Here is a 16,948-nt window from a genome sequence, read left to right on the forward strand (position 1 = left end):
GTCTTCACAAATGGCAACAACAACTAATATCGATACTAAAAAAGCAGAACAATGGCAAGGATTCAAAGGCGGCGAATGGGAACATTCAGTTAACACTCGTGACTTTATCCAAAAGAACTATACTGAATATCGCGGTGACGATAGCTTCTTAGAACCAATCGCACCAAGCACTGATAAATTATGGACTAAATTGCAAGAATTGTTTGAAGTTCAACACGAACAAAACGGTGTGTATGACATGGATACGACAAATCCTGCGACAATTACTTCTCATGGTCCTGGCTACTTAATCAAAGAAGAAGAAAAAATTGTTGGCTTGCAAACTGATGTACCTTTGAAACAAGCATTCATGCCTTTTGGCGGCATCAACATGGCTAACAACTCTTTAAAATCTAACGGTTACGAAGTAGATGAAGAAATGACTCACATCTTCACAGACTACCGTAAAACACATAACCAAGGTGTGTTTGATGTTTACACAGCTGAAATGAGAGCTGCTCGTAAAAATAAAATTATCACAGGTTTACCAGATGCTTATGGCCGCGGCCGGATCATCGGCGACTATCGTCGGATTGCTTTATACGGAATTGATTACTTAATGGCTGAAAAGAAAAAAGACCATGACAATACTGGTAATAAAGTAATGACAGATGACGTGATTCGTCTTCGTGAAGAAATCATGGAACAATACCGTGCCTTAAACGACTTGAAGAAAATGGCTGCTTCATACGGTTTTGATATTTCTCGCCCAGCAGCAAACGCTCAAGAAGCTATCCAATGGTTATACTTCGGTTACCTTGGAGCTATCAAATCTCAAAATGGTGCGGCAATGTCAATTGGACGGATTTCTGCTTTCTTAGATATCTACATCCAACGTGACTTAGACAATGGTGCGATTACTGAATTTGAAGCACAAGAATTAATCGACCATTTAATCATGAAATTAAGAATGGTTAAATTTGCTCGGACTCCTGAATACAACCAATTATTCTCTGGTTATCCAATCTGGGCTACTTTATCAATCGCTGGTATGGGTCTTGACGGTCGTTCATTAGTTACTAAAAACGACTTCCGGATCTTACACACATTGACAAACATGGGACCTTCTCCAGAACCAAACTTGACTGTTTTGTATTCTTCTCATTTACCAGAAGGCTTCAGAACTTACTCTGCTAAAATTGCGAAAGAAAGCTCATCTATCCAATTTGAAAATGATGACTTATTACGTACTCACTGGGGTTCTGATGACACTGCCATTGCTTGTTGTGTATCTGCAACAGTTATGGGTAAAGACATGCAATTCTTCGGTGCTCGTGCGAACTTAGCAAAAGCTGTTTTATATGCAATTAACGGCGGCGTTGATGAAAAAACTAAAGCGCAAGTTGCTCCTAAATATCGTCCAATGACTGGTGATACAATTGATTTCGAAGCTTTCATGGATCGTTATAAAGATATCTTAGACTGGTTAGCTGAACTTTATGTGAATACTTTAAATGTTATTCATTACATGCATGACAAATATGCTTATGAAGCTCCACAATTAGCATTGATGGACAGCGATTTGAAACGCACCTTTGCAACTGGTATCGCTGGTATCTCTCATGCAACTGATTCAATCATGGCAATCAAACACGGCAATGTTCAAGTTGTTCGTGATGAAGACGGCATGGCAATTGATTACATCCCGCAAAACGAGTTCCCAACTTACGGAAACGATAACGAAGAAGCGGATGCAATGGCAAACTGGATCGTGAAATACTTCATGGATCAAATCAACCGTCAACACACTTACCGTAACTCAATGCCTACATTGTCATTGTTAACCATCACTTCAAACGTGGTTTACGGAAAAGCAACTGGTAACACTCCGGATGGACGTCGTGCTGGCAAACCATTAGCACCAGGTGCCAACCCAAGTTATCAAGACGGCAAATTCTTAGGTGAAAAGAACGGCTTATTGGCTTCATTGAATTCAACAGCTCGTTTAGAATATACTAACGCTCAAGATGGTATTTCAAATACCCAAACAATCAATCCAAACGGCTTAGGTAAAGATGAAGAAACTCGCATCAACAACCTACGCAACGTAATGGATGGCTACTTTGACAAAGGTGGCTACCACTTGAACGTGAACGTATTTACGAATGAATTGTTATTGGATGCGCAAGCTCACCCTGAAAAATACCCTAACTTAACAATCCGGGTATCAGGTTACGCTGTTAAATTCCGTGACTTAACTCCTGAACAACAAGCTGACGTGATTGCTAGAACTTCCCACGACAGACTTTAAGATTTATTAGTCTAAATAGTGCTGCCTCTTCAGTTGAATAGCTTTCGCTGAAGAGGCAGTTTTTTTGATTGCAGGTTTCATTCGTGTTATCCTTCAATTATTGTTACATATAGAAAAAAATGACGACTTTCTTCAGAAGCAATTCTGATTGATTATAGATGGGATGCGATGAGATATGACTGAAAAAATAGTAGGCCGAATTCATTCAACGGAAAACTTTGGTACCGTCGATGGCCCCGGCGTCCGCTTTATTGTGTTCGCTCAAGGCTGCAAGATGCGCTGCGAATTTTGCCACAATCCAGACACTTGGAAAATTGGTGAAGGTGGTCGCGAGGTGACCGCCGATGAAGTATTATCAGAGGCCTTAAAATATCGTTCCTATTGGGGTGCTAAAGGGGGCATCACTGTCAGCGGAGGAGAACCCTTATTGCAGCTGGACTTTTTAATCGACCTGTTTAAAAAAGCTAAAGCAGAAGGCATCCATACAACGATTGACACCTGTGGCAAACCCTTTACACGAGACGAACCTTTTATCGGCAAGTTCAATGAGCTGATGAACTACACTGATTTATTATTGTTTGATATTAAACACATCGACAATGCAGGTCATAAACGTTTGACTCACCAAAGTAACGACAATATTTTGGACATGGCGAAATATTTATCAGAAATTGATAAACCGGTTTGGATTCGCCACGTATTAGTGCCAACGAGAACTGATTACGACGAATTTTTAATTCGTCTGGACGCTTTTATCAAAACATTAAATAATGTGGACAAGGTAGAAGTGTTGCCTTATCACACGATGGGTAAATATAAATGGGACGAATTAGAGTTGAAATATCCTTTGGAGGGCATTGAACCGCCGACGGATGATCGGGTAACAAATGCCCGCGAACTCTTACACGTTACTGACTACACCAAGTATCAATCCCGTTAAACTTGTAAAGACTAGCTTCTGATATCAAGTGAAGTTTTAAAAGCAGTAAAAACTAGCTTTCTAACTTCATTCCATGATTGTCGCTAGTCTTTTTTTTTGTTATGATAATGAAGGATTAATTTTAAAAGTATAAGTTTATTTATCAAAATCAAAGGAGCGTTTTCCATGTCAAAAATTTTAGTTTTCGGTCACCAAAATCCAGATACAGATGCGATTGGCGCAGCGATTGCCTTTAGCAGCCTGCAAAATGCTTTCGGTAAAGATACCGAAGCGGTCGCTTTAGATACACCAAACGAAGAAACTCAATTTGCATTGGATTATTTTAATGTACCAGCCCCCCGGGTTGTGACGACAGTTGCCAATGAAACTGAAAATGTTATGCTAGTCGACCATAATGAATTCCAACAAAGTGTTGCCGATATTGCCGATGTTGAAATTCTTTCTGTTGTTGACCATCACCGGATTGCTAATTTTGAAACAGCTAATCCTCTGTATTATCGAGCAGAACCAGTTGGTTGCACGAGTACAATTGTCTATAAAATGTTTAAAGAAAACAATGCTGTTGTCACAAAAGAAGTGGCTGGCATGATGCTTTCAGCGATTGTTTCAGATACTTTATTGTTTAAGTCACCAACCTGTACCGATGAAGATGTGACAGCTGCCAAAGAATTGGCCGACATTGCCGATGTTGATTTAGACACATACGGTTTAGCGATGTTGAAGGCTGGCACGAATTTGGCGGATAAGTCAGCTGAAACACTATTGGATTTGGATGCTAAGAGTTTTCCAATGGGGGACCAGACTATCCGCATTGCCCAAGTGAATACCGTCGACTTACAAGAGATGATTAACCGTCAAGGTGAGCTAGAGGCAGCAATGGCAGCTGAAATTGCTAAAAACAGCTATGACTTGTTTATCTTAATCATCACCAATATCTTAGACAGTGATTCAGAAATTTTAGTGATTGGCGATTACTTGGACAAGGTCGAACAAGCCTTTAACATCAAATTAGTCGACAATCGCGCCTTCTTAAAGGGGGTTGTTTCCCGTAAGAAACAAATCGTGCCGCAATTAACTGAACAATTTAATTAAGGAAATTTGGACTGTGCCGATAGCTGTGATCTTTTAAGATTTCTCCTTAAAGCTGATGACTTTGCTTGCTGCCAAGTAATTACAAAACTTGTGCAGCAGCGCTGTTTTAAAGCTTGAAGTTTACGGAGAAATGTTTGAGATAAGCAGCTAGGCACAGTTTTTTTGAGGTGATGAGATGGAAATTCAGATTCAAACACAAAATAAAGAGCTGCAAAAATTAGCAACGGATCCATTATTAACACAACTCTTTGATTACCTTTGGGAAAATCGTACAGATGAGATTATTTTAAGACAGCTAAAGCAGCAGTTTTCTGAAGGTCGCTTTGAAAAAATGCTAGAGGCATCGGTGAAGGCCGGTTGGATTGAAAGAAAGGATCGGCGTTATCGCTTATTAGTTCCAGTTGTCAAAACAACTGAAAAATTGGAAGAAACACCAGAGCTCATATCTGCTGTTGAAGAATTAAAAAAACAATCCATTGAAGAGCAAGCAGCCTTCCTTTATTATTTCTATCAAGAGCAGCTGACTGAGGATTATTTATTTTTAAGCGAGACTAAACAAAATTTTTTTGAATTGAGACAGGCGGGAAACGATGGTGGGCTGCTTTTTTTTCATCTAATCAGGCGTAATGATTATGAGCCTGAGCTAGTAGATTATTTCAGTTTCAGTGGTAGTGGTCAAGCTGTTCCGAAGGTCTTAAAACCTTTGGAAATGCTCCTTGGTGATGTGAATCCAGAATATTTCTTTAATCAAGTTGAGCACATCTTTGAAAAAGTTGCTAAGGGGAAGGGAGCTAAACTGCGTCCCAGTATTTTCTTACAGGCAGTGAGTCTAAGCGAGTGGGTGACGACAGATTTCAGCGCCATTAAACTTATCAACTTACCTGAATTAGATGAACAACTTCGTAAAAATTTGAACAAAGTCTCAACTTTTTCATCATCTGCCCAAGAAAATTATGAGAAGCTACTGCTGCTAGATTTTTTTATGGAGAATTTATCATTAAAATCATTAAAATTTTATCAAGGTTAATCAAAGAAAACCCTTCAAAATAGTTTTATTAAAAGATAATGATAGCAAACAGGATAGTTTGTGAATTTTTCAAAAAGTATCTTTTTTTCACTTGTCAAAATTGAGAGATAAGCTATAAATAAATAGCTTTTACAATTGAATTCACGAGTAGCCAACTTACTTTTTCACAAAAAATCTTATTTGAAGATTTTGACACAAAGTGCTAATCTGGTCTTTGTAAAATAACAATATTTATTTGAGGGGAACTGATTTACATGAAAAAACAGCTTGGTTTAGGTATGGCAACACTGGCAACATTATTATTATTAGGGGCTTGTGGCAGCGATAATTCAACAGCTTCTAGCAGTTCAAGTTCTATGGAATCTTCTTCAATGGCAGCAAGCACAACGGAAAGCTCGACTAATGCAACTACTGAAGCTTGGCAGGATGGCGAATACACTGCTGAAGCAAGTGAATATAGCAATGGCTACAAAGAATATGTAACAGTCACAATTGCTGATGGTAAAATTACAATGGTTGATTTTGACGCTAAGGACGAAAGCGGTAATTTGAAAACTGCCGATGAATCTTATAAAGAAAAAATGGAAGCTTCCAATGGGACTTACCCTGAAGAATATATGAAAACTTTAGAAGACGAATTGGTTAAAACACAATCGACAGCAAGTGTTGATGCAGTTACTGGAGCCACTCATTCTTCTGGAGACTTCAAAGTCTTAGCAGACGCCGCTTTAGCAAATGCGGCAAAAGGTGAAACTGAAACGGCTGTTGTAACGTTAGCTGCAGAATAAAAAATAGATTATCCCGCTGTTTTTGGATAGTTTAACTGCGTTAGTGACTCAAAAACAGAGTTCCATTTTAAGTTGCTACTTGTAAAAACAAGTGTTAAAAAAGGTGGCTACCTAACAAATTAACAGATTTTATTGCGACGATAAATTGATATTAAAAGACTAGAATGATGAAGCGATTCTTAAATGTTAGAGGGAAAATCTAACTTTTTAAGGTCACTTTAAACTAGTCTTTTTTTTATTTTTTCCTTCCGAATAAAAATCAATTTAAAAAATATTGAAGCCTTTAATTGAAAGGAATAGCGCTAGAATAATCGCAATTGTTATGTTAAAATTAAAAGGACATAAGAAAAAATGGTGGTTATAACTATGGAAGAAAAAATCGAAGTCAAACGCAGACACGCTAGATTCCCCGCCTATGATGATGAGACCGGGGTAAAAATATATCGAGAAAAACGTGATATTTTTGGCGGAGGAGAGTCACTGATTACGGCGCCTCCCCATGAAAATCGCCGCTATGAAAATCAAGTCAGGGCTGATGTGGTTCCGCCACTGCGGACCGAGTCAGCTGTTCGTTTTGATGAACCGGTTAGATCTAGTGAAGAACGGACCTATCGTCGGCATACTAAAGGGATTAGTGAGCGGGCAGGGTTGTCCATTGAACAGCAAAAGGAAATTGAAAAGCATCGGGCAAACTTGCCGGACTATTCAAAACCCCAGTATCCTAAAAAAACGCGGACTGGTAAGACCAATATATTTGGCAATCGAGGACCTGGTCGGGCTAGCTATGTAGTTCGCAGAACCCATAGTGATCCTTATGATGCCTCAGTGCAAATGCACAAGGATTACAATTTTAAGTCGAGTGAACCAACTTTTGAGCCGACCTATGTACCAGCTTCGGTTATTCCTGATAAAGTCGAAAATGAATTTACGAATGACGAGCTTTTGAAGGCCATGAAAAAAGATAGCCAATCGTTTTTAGTTTTTGACAATGAACCAGCTGCCTATCAAGTCAAAGATACAGAAGAAGAACCAACTGTGCGACGTTTTAGCAACAGCGAAGAGCCCACCGCTATGACCCGCAGCGAATACAAAAAAATTGGCAAAAAGCGCAATAATGGTGAAAAAAATAAAAGCAAGTCAATCTTGGAACGTTCATTAAGCGGCCTGATTGCAGACGATACAAAAGAAGCTGATCATCATAGCTATTTCCCGGAAAATTAGAAGCTAGTCGATTTTTCTGATGATAAGTGTATTTTCTCGTAAAAAGTAACTGAATTTGAGCAACAATTTAAATTGAAGCGCAAAAAAACTTTCTCAATCATTGGGAAAGTTTTTTTGTTGTAGTTATTTTCAAAAAATTCTTAACAGGCTAACTGGTTGTTTAAACAAAAAATCAGTAATCTTTTTAAAATCTACTGATCATCTTTATTTTTTAAGTAGAGAGCAAAGAGGTTGTGGGCCCATTCCATTGCAATGCTGATAATCACACCCAACATAAGTCCTAAGGGGAAATTACTGGTGGCTAGGGCAATCAGCAAACCAGTCAACATTCCTAATAAACTATAAAAGCCATCTTGTTTATCTTCTTGAGGTTCTTCCGGTTGCTCTTTCATTATCTAGCCCTCCTAAATAAAAGAAAAAAGCTGCTGACAATTGCCAACAACTTTACAAATGCAGAAGACGGGATTTGAACCCGCACGAGCGTGTGCTCACTACCCCCTCAAGATAGCGTGTCTGCCGTTCCACCACTTCTGCGGAGTTACTGGCAATCAATTAAAAATAAATTCATCACTTTTTATATAGTAAATTTTTGCAGCTCATCTGTCAAACTATTTTTGAAAAAAAGCCCAAAAAGGCTTGACATATGAATGGTGATTCATTTATCATATGCATGAAGATAAATTCATGTAAAGGGTTTAAGGAGGTTAGTCAGATGGAAAAAACATACGAGTTGAAAAATTTAGACTGTGGTAATTGCGCTACAAAAATTGAAACAGCGGTCAAAAAAATTGATGGCGTTCAAGCGGCAACGGTTAATTTTGTACAAACGAAGATGGCAATTACTTGTCCAGCCGAAGACTTTGCCAAGGTTGAAAAACAAGCGCAAACGATTATTCATGAACTAGAACCAGATGTTGAGATGATTGATTTAAGTCAGCAATCTGAAGAGCATCAACATGACGATAGTCATTTGAAAAAGGATATCTGGCGGGTAGCTCTTTCATTTGTTGCATTAATTATTTTAAGTCTCGCTAATTTAAATGATTTGCCAAGATTGATTGGTTTCTTACTTTTATATGGATTCATTGGTGGCGATGTTGTGTTGACGGCTGTCCGCAATATTATCAAGGGGCAAGTGTTTGATGAACATTTCTTAATGGCGGTTGCGACGATTGGCGCAATGCTAATTGGTGAATACCCAGAAGCTGTTGCGGTAATGCTTTTTTATCAAGTTGGCGAGTTATTTCAAAGTGTGGCCGTCGGAAAATCCCGCAAATCGATAAAGGGCTTGTTGGCAATTCGTCCGGATTATGCCAATCTTATGACGGCGACTGGTGAACAGCAGGTCGCGCCGCAAGAAGTTGCAGTCGGTGCAGAAATTATTGTTAAACCAGGAGAAAGAGTTCCTTTAGATGGAATTATTTCCAATGGTGAAACAATGGTGGATACCTCGGCTTTGACGGGAGAAGCCGTACCACGAAAATTAGTAGTCGGTGATCAAATTCTAAGCGGCTTTGTGAATCAAACGGGTGTCATTCAGATTACAGTTGAAAAAAATGCAGCGGATTCAACCGTCAGCAGAATTTTAGATTTAGTTGAAAATGCCAGCAGTAAAAAAGCGCCGGCTGAAAATTTTATTACGAAGTTTTCCCGCATCTACACACCCGTTGTGGTTATCTTAGCACTCTTGTTAGCGGTAGTGCCGCCGCTATTGTTTCAACAAGCATGGTCTGAATGGATTTATCGTGGATTGACCTTCTTGGTAATTTCTTGTCCCTGTGCATTAGTGGTTTCTGTACCGTTGACATTCTTTGGCGGAATCGGTGGGGCCAGCAAAGCGGGCGTCTTAGTCAAAGGTAGTAATTATTTAGAACTGCTTTCACAGGTCGAAACAGTCGTTTTTGATAAAACGGGCACGTTAACTAAAGGTGTTTTTGAAGTCCAAGAGGTTGCGACTAGTCTACCTAAAAAAGATTTTCTAAGATTAGCAGCGAGTGTCGAAGCAAATTCCAATCATCCTATCGCCCTTTCGATTTTAAAGGCTTATGATGGCGAGTTGTTACCGGTTGAAGATATCCAAGAAATTTCTGGAGCAGGTGTGTTGGCTACTATCAATCAAAAAAGAATCGCTGCCGGCAATCTGCGATTGATGGCGGAGTTAGGTATCTCAGTTCCAAAAGTTGCCACAGTTGGAACGATTATTTACGTCGCTGAAGATAATGAATATTTTGGCTATTTGATTATTGCTGATGAAGTAAAAGCGGATACCCAAACAAGCATCCAAGAATTACATCAAGCCGGCATCAAGCAAACAGTCATGTTGACTGGGGATAATCAAAAGGTGGGAACTGCGATTGCTGAAAAATTAGGCATCGACCAAGTTTATGGGGATTTGTTACCTGAAGGAAAAGTTGAAAAATTAGAAGAACTGATGGCAACGAATCAAAAGATTGCCTTTGTCGGCGATGGGATGAATGATGCACCAGTGTTAGCTCGTGCTGATTTAGGCATTGCGATGGGTGGCTTGGGCAGCGATGCGGCGATTGAAGCCGCTGATGTCGTGATTATGAACGATGCACCTTCACTCATACCAAAAGCGATTGCGATTTCTAAAAAGACATTGCGGATTGTTAAACAAAATATTATTTTTTCAATTGGTATCAAAGTGTTGGTCTTAGCTTTAGGTGCTGTGGGCTTTGCTTCAATGGGAGCGGCTGTCTTTGCCGATGTCGGCGTTACTTTAATAGCTGTTTTAAATGCCATGCGGGCTTTAAGAACAAAAAATTAGAAAATAACCTTCAAATGGGAGTTTTCTTAATTTACAAGCAGAAACCTTGCTCATAATTAAACGCTGGCTTATCAAGGATAAGTCGGCGTTTTTTATTTTTTATGGCTAAAAAGTGACGATAAAATTAAAAATAAATGGTTGCTTTACAAGATTACTTCAAATGAAAATGAAGGAAAACTAAATTTATTGCCAGATACTTATTGAGAGGCTGTTTAAGTGGTCTATACTGCTGTAAAATTGTTGTGTACTTATTTGCATTTTTAAGGGGAGAGATACATGAATGATAAACAGCTGCGCTGGTTTTCGGTAGCATTTATTGCCTTTAACATGGTTTGGGGCATGGGAAATGTTGTCAATAACTATGCACAACAAGGAATATCAGTAGTCACATCATGGATATTGATTCTGGTATTGTATTTTGTTCCATATGCTTTAATTGTTGGCCAACTAGGTTCAGCTTTTAAAGACAGTGATGGCGGAGTCAGCTCTTGGGTAGAGAAAACTTCTCACTCAAAACGGTTAGCCTATTACGCTGCCTGGACTTATTGGGTGGTGCACATCCCGTATTTGGCACAAAAACCACAAGCGATTATGATTGCCCTCGGCTGGGCGATTAAAGGCGATGGCACGATGCTAGCTGGTATGTCGGTGGGGATGATTTCCTTAGCTTCACTAGTAATTTTCTTAGCGTTTTTATATTTGTCGACAAAAGGCTTGTCCGTTTTAAAATTTATCGGTGGAATTGCAGGGACAGCGATGTTCGTCATGTCATTATTATTTATTTTGTTAGCCGCCACCGCTCCATTTATCGGTGATTTTACAGTGGCAACACCTGAGATGACCAATGTCAAAACGTATATTCCAACTTTTGACTTAGGTTACTTCACAACAGTTTCTATGTTAGTCTTTGCTGTTGGCGGAGCCGAAAAAATTTCTCCATATGTTAACCAAACTAAAAATCCTGCCAAAGAGTTTCCAAAAGGCATGATTCTTTTAGCAGCAATGGTCGGAATCTGTGCGGTATTAGGCTCTGTGGCAATGGGAATGCTCTTCACTAGTTCAGCAATTCCTGAAGATTTGATGGCCAATGGTGCCTATGCAGCCTTCCAAATTTTAGGCAATCATTATCATTTAGGAAATGCCTTGATGTTTATCTATGCCTTGACTAACGGTATCGGTCAAATTGCCGCGCTAGCTTTTTCAATTGATGCACCATTGAAAATTTTATTAAACGATGCGGATCCAAAATTTGTTCCGGCTTGGTTAAGACAACGAACGAAAAAAGGCACCTTGAAAAATGGTTACTTGCTAACAGGTATTTTAGTCAGCATCATTATTATGCTGCCAATGATTGGTATTGGTGATTTTAATCATATCGTGTCTTGGCTAACTAATTTGAATTCAGTTGTCATGCCAATGCGTTATATGTGGGTCTTCTTAGCCTATATGTTGTTAAACAAAGCCTACAAAGAATTTAATTCGGAATATAAATTTGTTAAAAATCCAAAAGTTGGTTTTATCTTCGGCGCTTGGTGTTTTGCTTTTACAGCCTTCGCCTGTATTTTAGGGATGATTCCTAAAATCGATTATGCTGTTGACCCGCAAGGTTGGATTTTCCAATTGGGAACCAACATTGTCACACCACTAGTTTTAATCGCGTTAGGTATGCTGCTACCATTTATTGCCCGTCGTGGTAAAAATAAAGAATTAGCCGAATAATCTGTTTCAATAAAAAAATCAGGGAAACCTGATTTTTTTTATTGACTTTTATTGATTACAGTTGTAAACTAAAAACATCTTAAGATTACTATTGTAAACAGAGGAGGTGCGAGATGCCCGTTTTAGATCAAGTCAATCAACAAATAAAAATCAGTGACTCTGAATGGGAAGTCATGCGGGTTATTTGGACATTAGGCCAAGCCAGTGCTCAAGAAATTATCGGTGTACTAGGGGATTCTAAGGACTGGAAGCCGGCAACAATCAAAACCCTTTTGGGGCGATTAGTTAAAAAGGAAGTCGTCTGGACAGAGCAGGTTGGCAAGAAATTTATTTACCATCCAGCTGTCAGCGAATCAGCGACTGTCAGAAGTGCAACCGAAAATCTGTTTTCCCATATTTGCGCCAAACGAATTGGCCAAACGCTATCGGAGTTAGTCGATCAAGCGGAGTTAACCCAAGCAGATATCGATCAGCTAAAAGAATTATTGGAGCAAAAAGTTGCCAAGGAGACGATTGCCTGCAATTGTATTCCGGGACAATGTGAATGCTCCCATCATTCAGCCTAAAAACAAAAAATGGAGGAATTATTATGAAAAAAGAATTTGCAATTAAAGGAATGACCTGCAAGCATTGTGTAGCTCGTGTGGAAGAAGGAATCAATAGCCTGCCGGGAATTGAAAAAGTCAAAATTAATCTGAAAAAAGAAAACGGGGTTGTTAAGTTTGACGAAAGTCAGGTGAGCCCGCAAGCCATTGCCGATAAAGTGACAGAAGTCGGGTATGCAACTGAGGTCTTATAATGAGCAGCCAGACAGAAACTTTTGTCATCACAGGAATGACCTGTGCCAATTGTTCGGCAAGAGTTGAAAAGGAATTAAACAGCACACCCGGTGTCACAACAGCGACAGTTAATTTAGCAACTGAAAAAGCGACAGTCCAATTTGCGGAGGAATTAAGTACCGAGCAGATTATCGGGACAGTTGAAAATATCGGCTATGGGGCGATCTTATACGACGATGCCCATAAGCAGCAAATTGCAGCTGAGAAAAAAGCCTATGTCGCAAAAATGAAACGGGATTTAATTGTCAGTGCTATCTTGACTGCACCTTTGATGATTTCGATGATTTTGATGCTTTTAGGCAATCACAGCGGAATCGTTATGTTTTTCCATCGACCAATTGTTCAGCTGGTCTTGGCAACCCCCGTCCAATTTTGGATTGGGGCCCGCTTTTATAAAGGGGCCTATCACGCTTTAAAGACGCTAGCACCAAATATGGATGTGTTGGTGGCGATGGGGACAACCGCAGCCTATCTGCTAAGCATTTATAATGGTTTTTTCAGCAATAATCACACGGAGCTGTATTTTGAAAGCAGTGCGATGATTATCACCTTGATTCTTTTAGGTAAATATTTAGAACAGGCGGCTAAAAATAAAACCGGCAATGCAATTAAGCAATTGATGGCGCTACAAGCCAGAGAAGCGACTGTTTTAATAAACGGACAGCAGGTCAAACTACCGATTGAACAAGTCAAAACCGCTGATTTAGTTTTAGTAAAACCCGGCGAACAAATTCCAGTTGACGGCATTTTGGTGGCAGGACAATCTGCTATTGACGAAAGCATGCTGACTGGTGAGAGCCTGCCGGTTGAAAAGCAAGTTTCTGACAATGTTTTTGGCGGGACTGTCAACACTAATGGTAGCTTGACGGTAAAAGCGACAAAAGTCGGCGAAGGCTCAGTTCTTTCGCAAATTATTCGAATGGTGGAGGAAGCGCAGGGGAGTAAAGCACCCATCCAAAAAATTGCCGACCGCATATCTAGCATTTTCGTTCCAGTAGTTTTAGGAATTGCGTTGCTGACGCTTTTAGTTACCGGCTTTTTAGTCGATTGGCAGACAGCCTTGATTCATGCGGTCTCTGTTTTAGTCATTGCTTGTCCGTGTGCTTTAGGACTGGCGACGCCAACTGCTATTATGGTGGGAACTGGTTTAGGGGCTAAGCAAGGAATTTTGATTAAAGGTGGTCAAGCGTTGGAAGGCGCTGCTCATTTGTCCAGTATTGTTTTGGATAAAACGGGAACGATTACGGAAGGCAAACCGGTTGTCACTGATACAGTTGGCGGCCAAGTGGAGTTAGAAATCTTTGCAGCGATGGAAAAACAATCAGAACATCCATTGGCTAAAGCGATTGTTATTTTTGCTGACGAAAAAAACTTTTCACAAGATTTTTCCGTGGAAAACTTTAGCAGCTTGCCTGGACAAGGTATCAGCGGGACAATCAACGGTGAAACGTATTTTGCTGGCACAGTCCGCCTATTAGATTCTTTAGGCATTCAATTAACTCAAGCATTTAATCAATATCAAGAACTAGAAAGCATGGGCAAAACGGTGATGTTTCTCGCCAATCAAACAGAGGTGTTGGCAATGATTGCGGTTGCCGATCAAGTTAAAGATTCCTCTAAAGAAGCTATTGCCTCATTGCAAAATCGAGGAATTAAAGTTTACATGATGACCGGTGATAATCGGGCTGCTGCTCAATATATCGGACAACAAGTTGGATTATCAGCAGAACAAATTTTTGCTGAAGTGCTGCCAGAAGATAAAGCCAGTTATGTCGGCGAGTTGCAAAAAAATGGTGATTTAGTTGGAATGGTTGGTGACGGCATTAACGATGCGCCTGCGTTGGCCTTAGCTGATATTGGAGTCGCCATGGGGACAGGCTCAGATATCGCCATGGAAACGGCAGATGTTACCATTATGAACGGTGATTTGAAATCCCTCAGTAAGATGGTGAAATTATCGCAGTTGACCCTGCGGAAGATAAAACAAAATCTATTCTGGGCTTTTATTTACAATACGATTGGCATTCCCTTTGCCGCTTTTGGAATTTTGAATCCGATTATTGCGGGTGGCGCAATGGCCTTTAGTTCAGTCAGCGTCTTGTTAAATTCCTTGAGTTTAAATCGCAGCAAATTATAAAAAAATATGAAAGTTAGCTCTTTGTGGCGAAACAAATAGTTTACGATAAAATTACTATCAAAGATTTTTTCAAAAATATCTTTTGAGATAGAAGTAATAGTTATCCGTAAAATGACTAAGCCTTTAAGTAGATAGTCAATTTGTTTAACAATCAGCTAGCTTTCTTTTGTTTTGAGAAAAAAGACTTTAAAAAGTTTTTTTAAGTCAAAAAACTCTGCCAGTCACGGATTCTTATGCTATAATTGGCTAAGATAATTTTGAGAGGGGTTCGTGGGTTTTATGGAGTTAAAGAAATTAGAAGTTCCCACATCTTCCATCACTGAAGTGAAACGGTCACCGATGGAGGTTTTTGAGCAAGCCCGTAAAGAAGGTACAGGGGTGTATATATTTAACCGGGAAAAAGTTGCTGGCGTAATGGTCACCAAAGACCAGTATGAAAAATTAGTCGAAGAGTTGGAGGCTTTGAAGGCCGAAAAGACAACTATTAGCAAGCAGCAATTATTAGAAGAATTGCAGGAAGCGGTCAAGGATTCTTTAGTAAAAGAAACTAAAATCGGCTTTGAAAATATGGACAATATCTTAGTAGGCTATGGTTTTATTAGCCGTCGGGATGTTGACCAGAGTTTGACGGAAATGATTCAGGAACTTTCAGAGACGGGTAAAATTATTTATCGCTCTTGGAAATGGCCCAATTTAACGTTAGAGATTGTTGGTGAGCTCGATCCGGATGCACAACAAATTGAAAAGATTATTATCAAAAAATTGTATTTTCTCGGCGTGGAATAAAGTCAGTATGCTTTAATCAAGTTCCACCTCAAAAAAAGTTTTAAACTCTTATGCAGCTATCTAACAGAAGCAGCATAAGAGTTTTTTTATAGATTCCATGGTGAAACAAAATTTCAATTAACTATTTGACGAAAGTAATTGTTGAATAATTTGAATGACACGGGTCATTTCTGAAGGAGTCCCAATTGAAATGCGTAAATAATCTTTTAAACGTTCCTGTTTGAAATAGCGAACAAAAACATGTTGAGCCTTTAGTTCATTAAAAAGTTTTTCTGCAGAAATTTTAGTTGGCTTGGCAAAGACAAAATTTGCCAAAGAGGGGAGCACTTCGAAACCTAACTCTAAAAGGTCTTTTGAAAAGGCTTCCCGAGTTGCACTGATTTCCTTTTGCAGGTGTTGATAATACTCACCATCCTCAATGGCAGCTGTCGCTAAAGTCTCTGCCAAGCTATCGACAGAATACGGGTTAAAGGATGATTTGACTCCTTCCAAGACCTGAATTAAAGCCGGTTGGGCCACAGCATAGCCGACACGGAGACCAGCCAAAGAGAATCCTTTAGATAAAGTGTGCACGACAACTAGATTAGGATAATTGTCAATCAGCGGCATTACGGAAGTGCCGCCAAAATCAATATATGCCTCATCGACTACGACAACTGACTCGGTATTCGCTTGTAAAAATTTTTCGATTTCAGCTACTGTTAGATAGTCTCCCGTTGGGGCATTAGGATTTGTCAAAATGACTCCGCCATTGTCTGTCGCATAGTCGGCTAAATTGATTTTAAAATTTTCTTGTAATGGGATTAACTGAATCGGGACTTTAAAAAGGTCTCCCCAGACAGGATAAAAGCCGTAGGTGATGTCCGGAAAAAGTACCGGATACTCGCTATTAAAAAAAGCCAAAAAGCAAAAGGCAAGAACTTCATCGGAGCCATTGCCGATAATAAAATTTTCTGGAGCAAGCTGAAATTTTTCGGCTAAGGCTTCTTTTAGTGGCCGTTGATCTAGTGAAGAGTAACGCTTTAATTGGTCGTAATCAAAATCTTGTAACGCTTTTTTGACCTTTGGCGATGGTGGGTAGGGATTTTCATTGGTGTTGAGTTTAATCATATCCGTGAAATTAGGCTGTTCGCCCGCTGTGTAAGGATCAGTTTTTCGAATACCGCGCATAAGGAGACCTCCATGTTTTTGTCTATTATGACCCATAAGCAGAGCTTTTCGCAAGAATAAAATGAGTGTTTAAAAAGAAAAGCAGAAATTTCCCCAATTGAAATTTCATATTGCTGGAAATGTGGTACAATAAACTGAAAATTTAAGCAGT

The 16,948-nt window shown here is 39.5% G+C and carries 14 protein-coding genes and 1 tRNA gene; 12 read left to right on the forward strand and 3 right to left on the reverse strand.

Features of this window, described 5'->3' with window-relative positions:
* The first annotated feature begins 10 nt into the window (after positions 1–10).
* The 6 genes from pflB (at position 11) to ACYSNU_RS12600 (ending at position 7,358) form a co-directional block, all read left to right on the forward strand.
* Complete coding sequence (pflB, locus tag ACYSNU_RS12575) at positions 11–2,290, forward strand: formate C-acetyltransferase (protein ID WP_461737732.1); 2,280 nt, start codon at positions 11–13, stop codon at positions 2,288–2,290.
* A gap of 175 nt (positions 2,291–2,465) precedes the next feature.
* Complete coding sequence (pflA, locus tag ACYSNU_RS12580) at positions 2,466–3,230, forward strand: pyruvate formate-lyase-activating protein (protein WP_461737564.1); 765 nt, start codon at positions 2,466–2,468, stop codon at positions 3,228–3,230.
* 165 nt (positions 3,231–3,395) lie between these two features.
* Positions 3,396–4,322, forward strand: a complete 927-nt coding sequence (locus ACYSNU_RS12585; RefSeq protein ID WP_461737565.1) for a manganese-dependent inorganic pyrophosphatase — start codon at positions 3,396–3,398, stop codon at positions 4,320–4,322.
* Positions 4,323–4,497: 175 nt separating this feature from the next.
* Positions 4,498–5,349 (forward strand): DUF1803 domain-containing protein, encoded by an 852-nt coding sequence (locus ACYSNU_RS12590; protein ID WP_461737566.1) that lies wholly within the window; start codon positions 4,498–4,500, stop codon positions 5,347–5,349.
* A 254-nt stretch (positions 5,350–5,603) separates the two neighbouring features.
* A complete protein-coding gene (locus ACYSNU_RS12595; protein WP_461737567.1) occupies positions 5,604–6,137 on the forward strand; it encodes an FMN-binding protein in 534 nt (177 codons plus the stop codon).
* Between the two features lie 366 nt (positions 6,138–6,503).
* Entirely contained in the window at positions 6,504–7,358 is an 855-nt protein-coding gene (locus ACYSNU_RS12600; RefSeq protein WP_461737568.1) for a hypothetical protein, read from the forward strand.
* A 191-nt stretch (positions 7,359–7,549) separates the two neighbouring features.
* On the opposite strand, the gene ACYSNU_RS12605 is transcribed toward ACYSNU_RS12600, so the two are convergent.
* Both ACYSNU_RS12605 and ACYSNU_RS12610 read right to left on the reverse strand, forming a co-directional pair.
* Positions 7,550–7,750 (reverse strand): hypothetical protein, encoded by a 201-nt coding sequence (locus tag ACYSNU_RS12605; protein WP_461737569.1) that lies wholly within the window; start codon positions 7,748–7,750, stop codon positions 7,550–7,552.
* Positions 7,751–7,809: 59 nt separating this feature from the next.
* Positions 7,810–7,892 (reverse strand) — tRNA-Leu (locus ACYSNU_RS12610).
* A 178-nt stretch (positions 7,893–8,070) separates the two neighbouring features.
* Between ACYSNU_RS12610 and ACYSNU_RS12615 the strand changes: the two genes are divergently transcribed.
* The 6 genes from ACYSNU_RS12615 to ACYSNU_RS12640 all read left to right on the forward strand — a co-directional run bounded on the left by ACYSNU_RS12615 (position 8,071) and on the right by ACYSNU_RS12640 (position 15,627).
* Entirely contained in the window at positions 8,071–10,146 is a 2,076-nt protein-coding gene (locus ACYSNU_RS12615; protein ID WP_461737570.1) for a heavy metal translocating P-type ATPase, read from the forward strand.
* 276 nt (positions 10,147–10,422) lie between these two features.
* Entirely contained in the window at positions 10,423–11,865 is a 1,443-nt protein-coding gene (locus ACYSNU_RS12620; RefSeq protein ID WP_461737571.1) for an APC family permease, read from the forward strand.
* A 113-nt stretch (positions 11,866–11,978) separates the two neighbouring features.
* Positions 11,979–12,431 (forward strand): CopY/TcrY family copper transport repressor, encoded by a 453-nt coding sequence (locus tag ACYSNU_RS12625; RefSeq protein WP_461737572.1) that lies wholly within the window; start codon positions 11,979–11,981, stop codon positions 12,429–12,431.
* Between the two features lie 23 nt (positions 12,432–12,454).
* Positions 12,455–12,664, forward strand: coding sequence for a copper chaperone CopZ (copZ, locus tag ACYSNU_RS12630; protein WP_265457095.1), 210 nt, complete (start codon positions 12,455–12,457; stop codon positions 12,662–12,664).
* Positions 12,664–14,841: a heavy metal translocating P-type ATPase gene (locus ACYSNU_RS12635; RefSeq protein ID WP_461737573.1), complete on the forward strand. Its 2,178-nt coding sequence runs from the start codon at positions 12,664–12,666 to the stop codon at positions 14,839–14,841. Before copZ ends, ACYSNU_RS12635 begins: the two co-directional genes overlap by 1 nt.
* 279 nt (positions 14,842–15,120) lie before the next feature.
* On the forward strand, positions 15,121–15,627 hold the full coding sequence (locus ACYSNU_RS12640; RefSeq protein WP_461737574.1) for a type II toxin-antitoxin system Phd/YefM family antitoxin: 507 nt from the start codon (positions 15,121–15,123) through the stop codon (positions 15,625–15,627).
* 117 nt (positions 15,628–15,744) lie between these two features.
* Here ACYSNU_RS12640 and hisC read toward each other — a convergent pair whose 3' ends face one another.
* A complete protein-coding gene (gene hisC, locus ACYSNU_RS12645) occupies positions 15,745–16,797 on the reverse strand; it encodes a histidinol-phosphate transaminase (protein ID WP_461737575.1) in 1,053 nt (350 codons plus the stop codon).
* Positions 16,798–16,948: the final 151 nt, after the last annotated feature.

It is taken from the genome of Enterococcus sp. LJL120, assembly GCF_054871765.1.

Excerpts from the sequence above, each read along its gene's own strand:
- pflB (WP_461737732.1), top strand. The coding sequence starts at position 11 with ATGGCAACAACAACTAATATCGATACTAAAAAAGCAGAACAATGGCAA.
- pflA (WP_461737564.1), top strand. The coding sequence starts at position 2,466 with ATGACTGAAAAAATAGTAGGCCGAATTCATTCAACGGAAAACTTTGGT.
- ACYSNU_RS12585 (WP_461737565.1), top strand. The coding sequence starts at position 3,396 with ATGTCAAAAATTTTAGTTTTCGGTCACCAAAATCCAGATACAGATGCG.
- ACYSNU_RS12590 (WP_461737566.1), top strand. The coding sequence starts at position 4,498 with ATGGAAATTCAGATTCAAACACAAAATAAAGAGCTGCAAAAATTAGCA.
- ACYSNU_RS12595 (WP_461737567.1), top strand. The coding sequence starts at position 5,604 with ATGAAAAAACAGCTTGGTTTAGGTATGGCAACACTGGCAACATTATTA.
- ACYSNU_RS12600 (WP_461737568.1), top strand. The coding sequence starts at position 6,504 with ATGGAAGAAAAAATCGAAGTCAAACGCAGACACGCTAGATTCCCCGCC.
- ACYSNU_RS12605 (WP_461737569.1), bottom strand. The coding sequence starts at position 7,750 with ATGAAAGAGCAACCGGAAGAACCTCAAGAAGATAAACAAGATGGCTTT.
- ACYSNU_RS12615 (WP_461737570.1), top strand. The coding sequence starts at position 8,071 with ATGGAAAAAACATACGAGTTGAAAAATTTAGACTGTGGTAATTGCGCT.
- ACYSNU_RS12620 (WP_461737571.1), top strand. The coding sequence starts at position 10,423 with ATGAATGATAAACAGCTGCGCTGGTTTTCGGTAGCATTTATTGCCTTT.
- ACYSNU_RS12625 (WP_461737572.1), top strand. The coding sequence starts at position 11,979 with ATGCCCGTTTTAGATCAAGTCAATCAACAAATAAAAATCAGTGACTCT.
- copZ (WP_265457095.1), top strand. The coding sequence starts at position 12,455 with ATGAAAAAAGAATTTGCAATTAAAGGAATGACCTGCAAGCATTGTGTA.
- ACYSNU_RS12635 (WP_461737573.1), top strand. The coding sequence starts at position 12,664 with ATGAGCAGCCAGACAGAAACTTTTGTCATCACAGGAATGACCTGTGCC.
- ACYSNU_RS12640 (WP_461737574.1), top strand. The coding sequence starts at position 15,121 with ATGGAGTTAAAGAAATTAGAAGTTCCCACATCTTCCATCACTGAAGTG.
- hisC (WP_461737575.1), bottom strand. The coding sequence starts at position 16,797 with ATGCGCGGTATTCGAAAAACTGATCCTTACACAGCGGGCGAACAGCCT.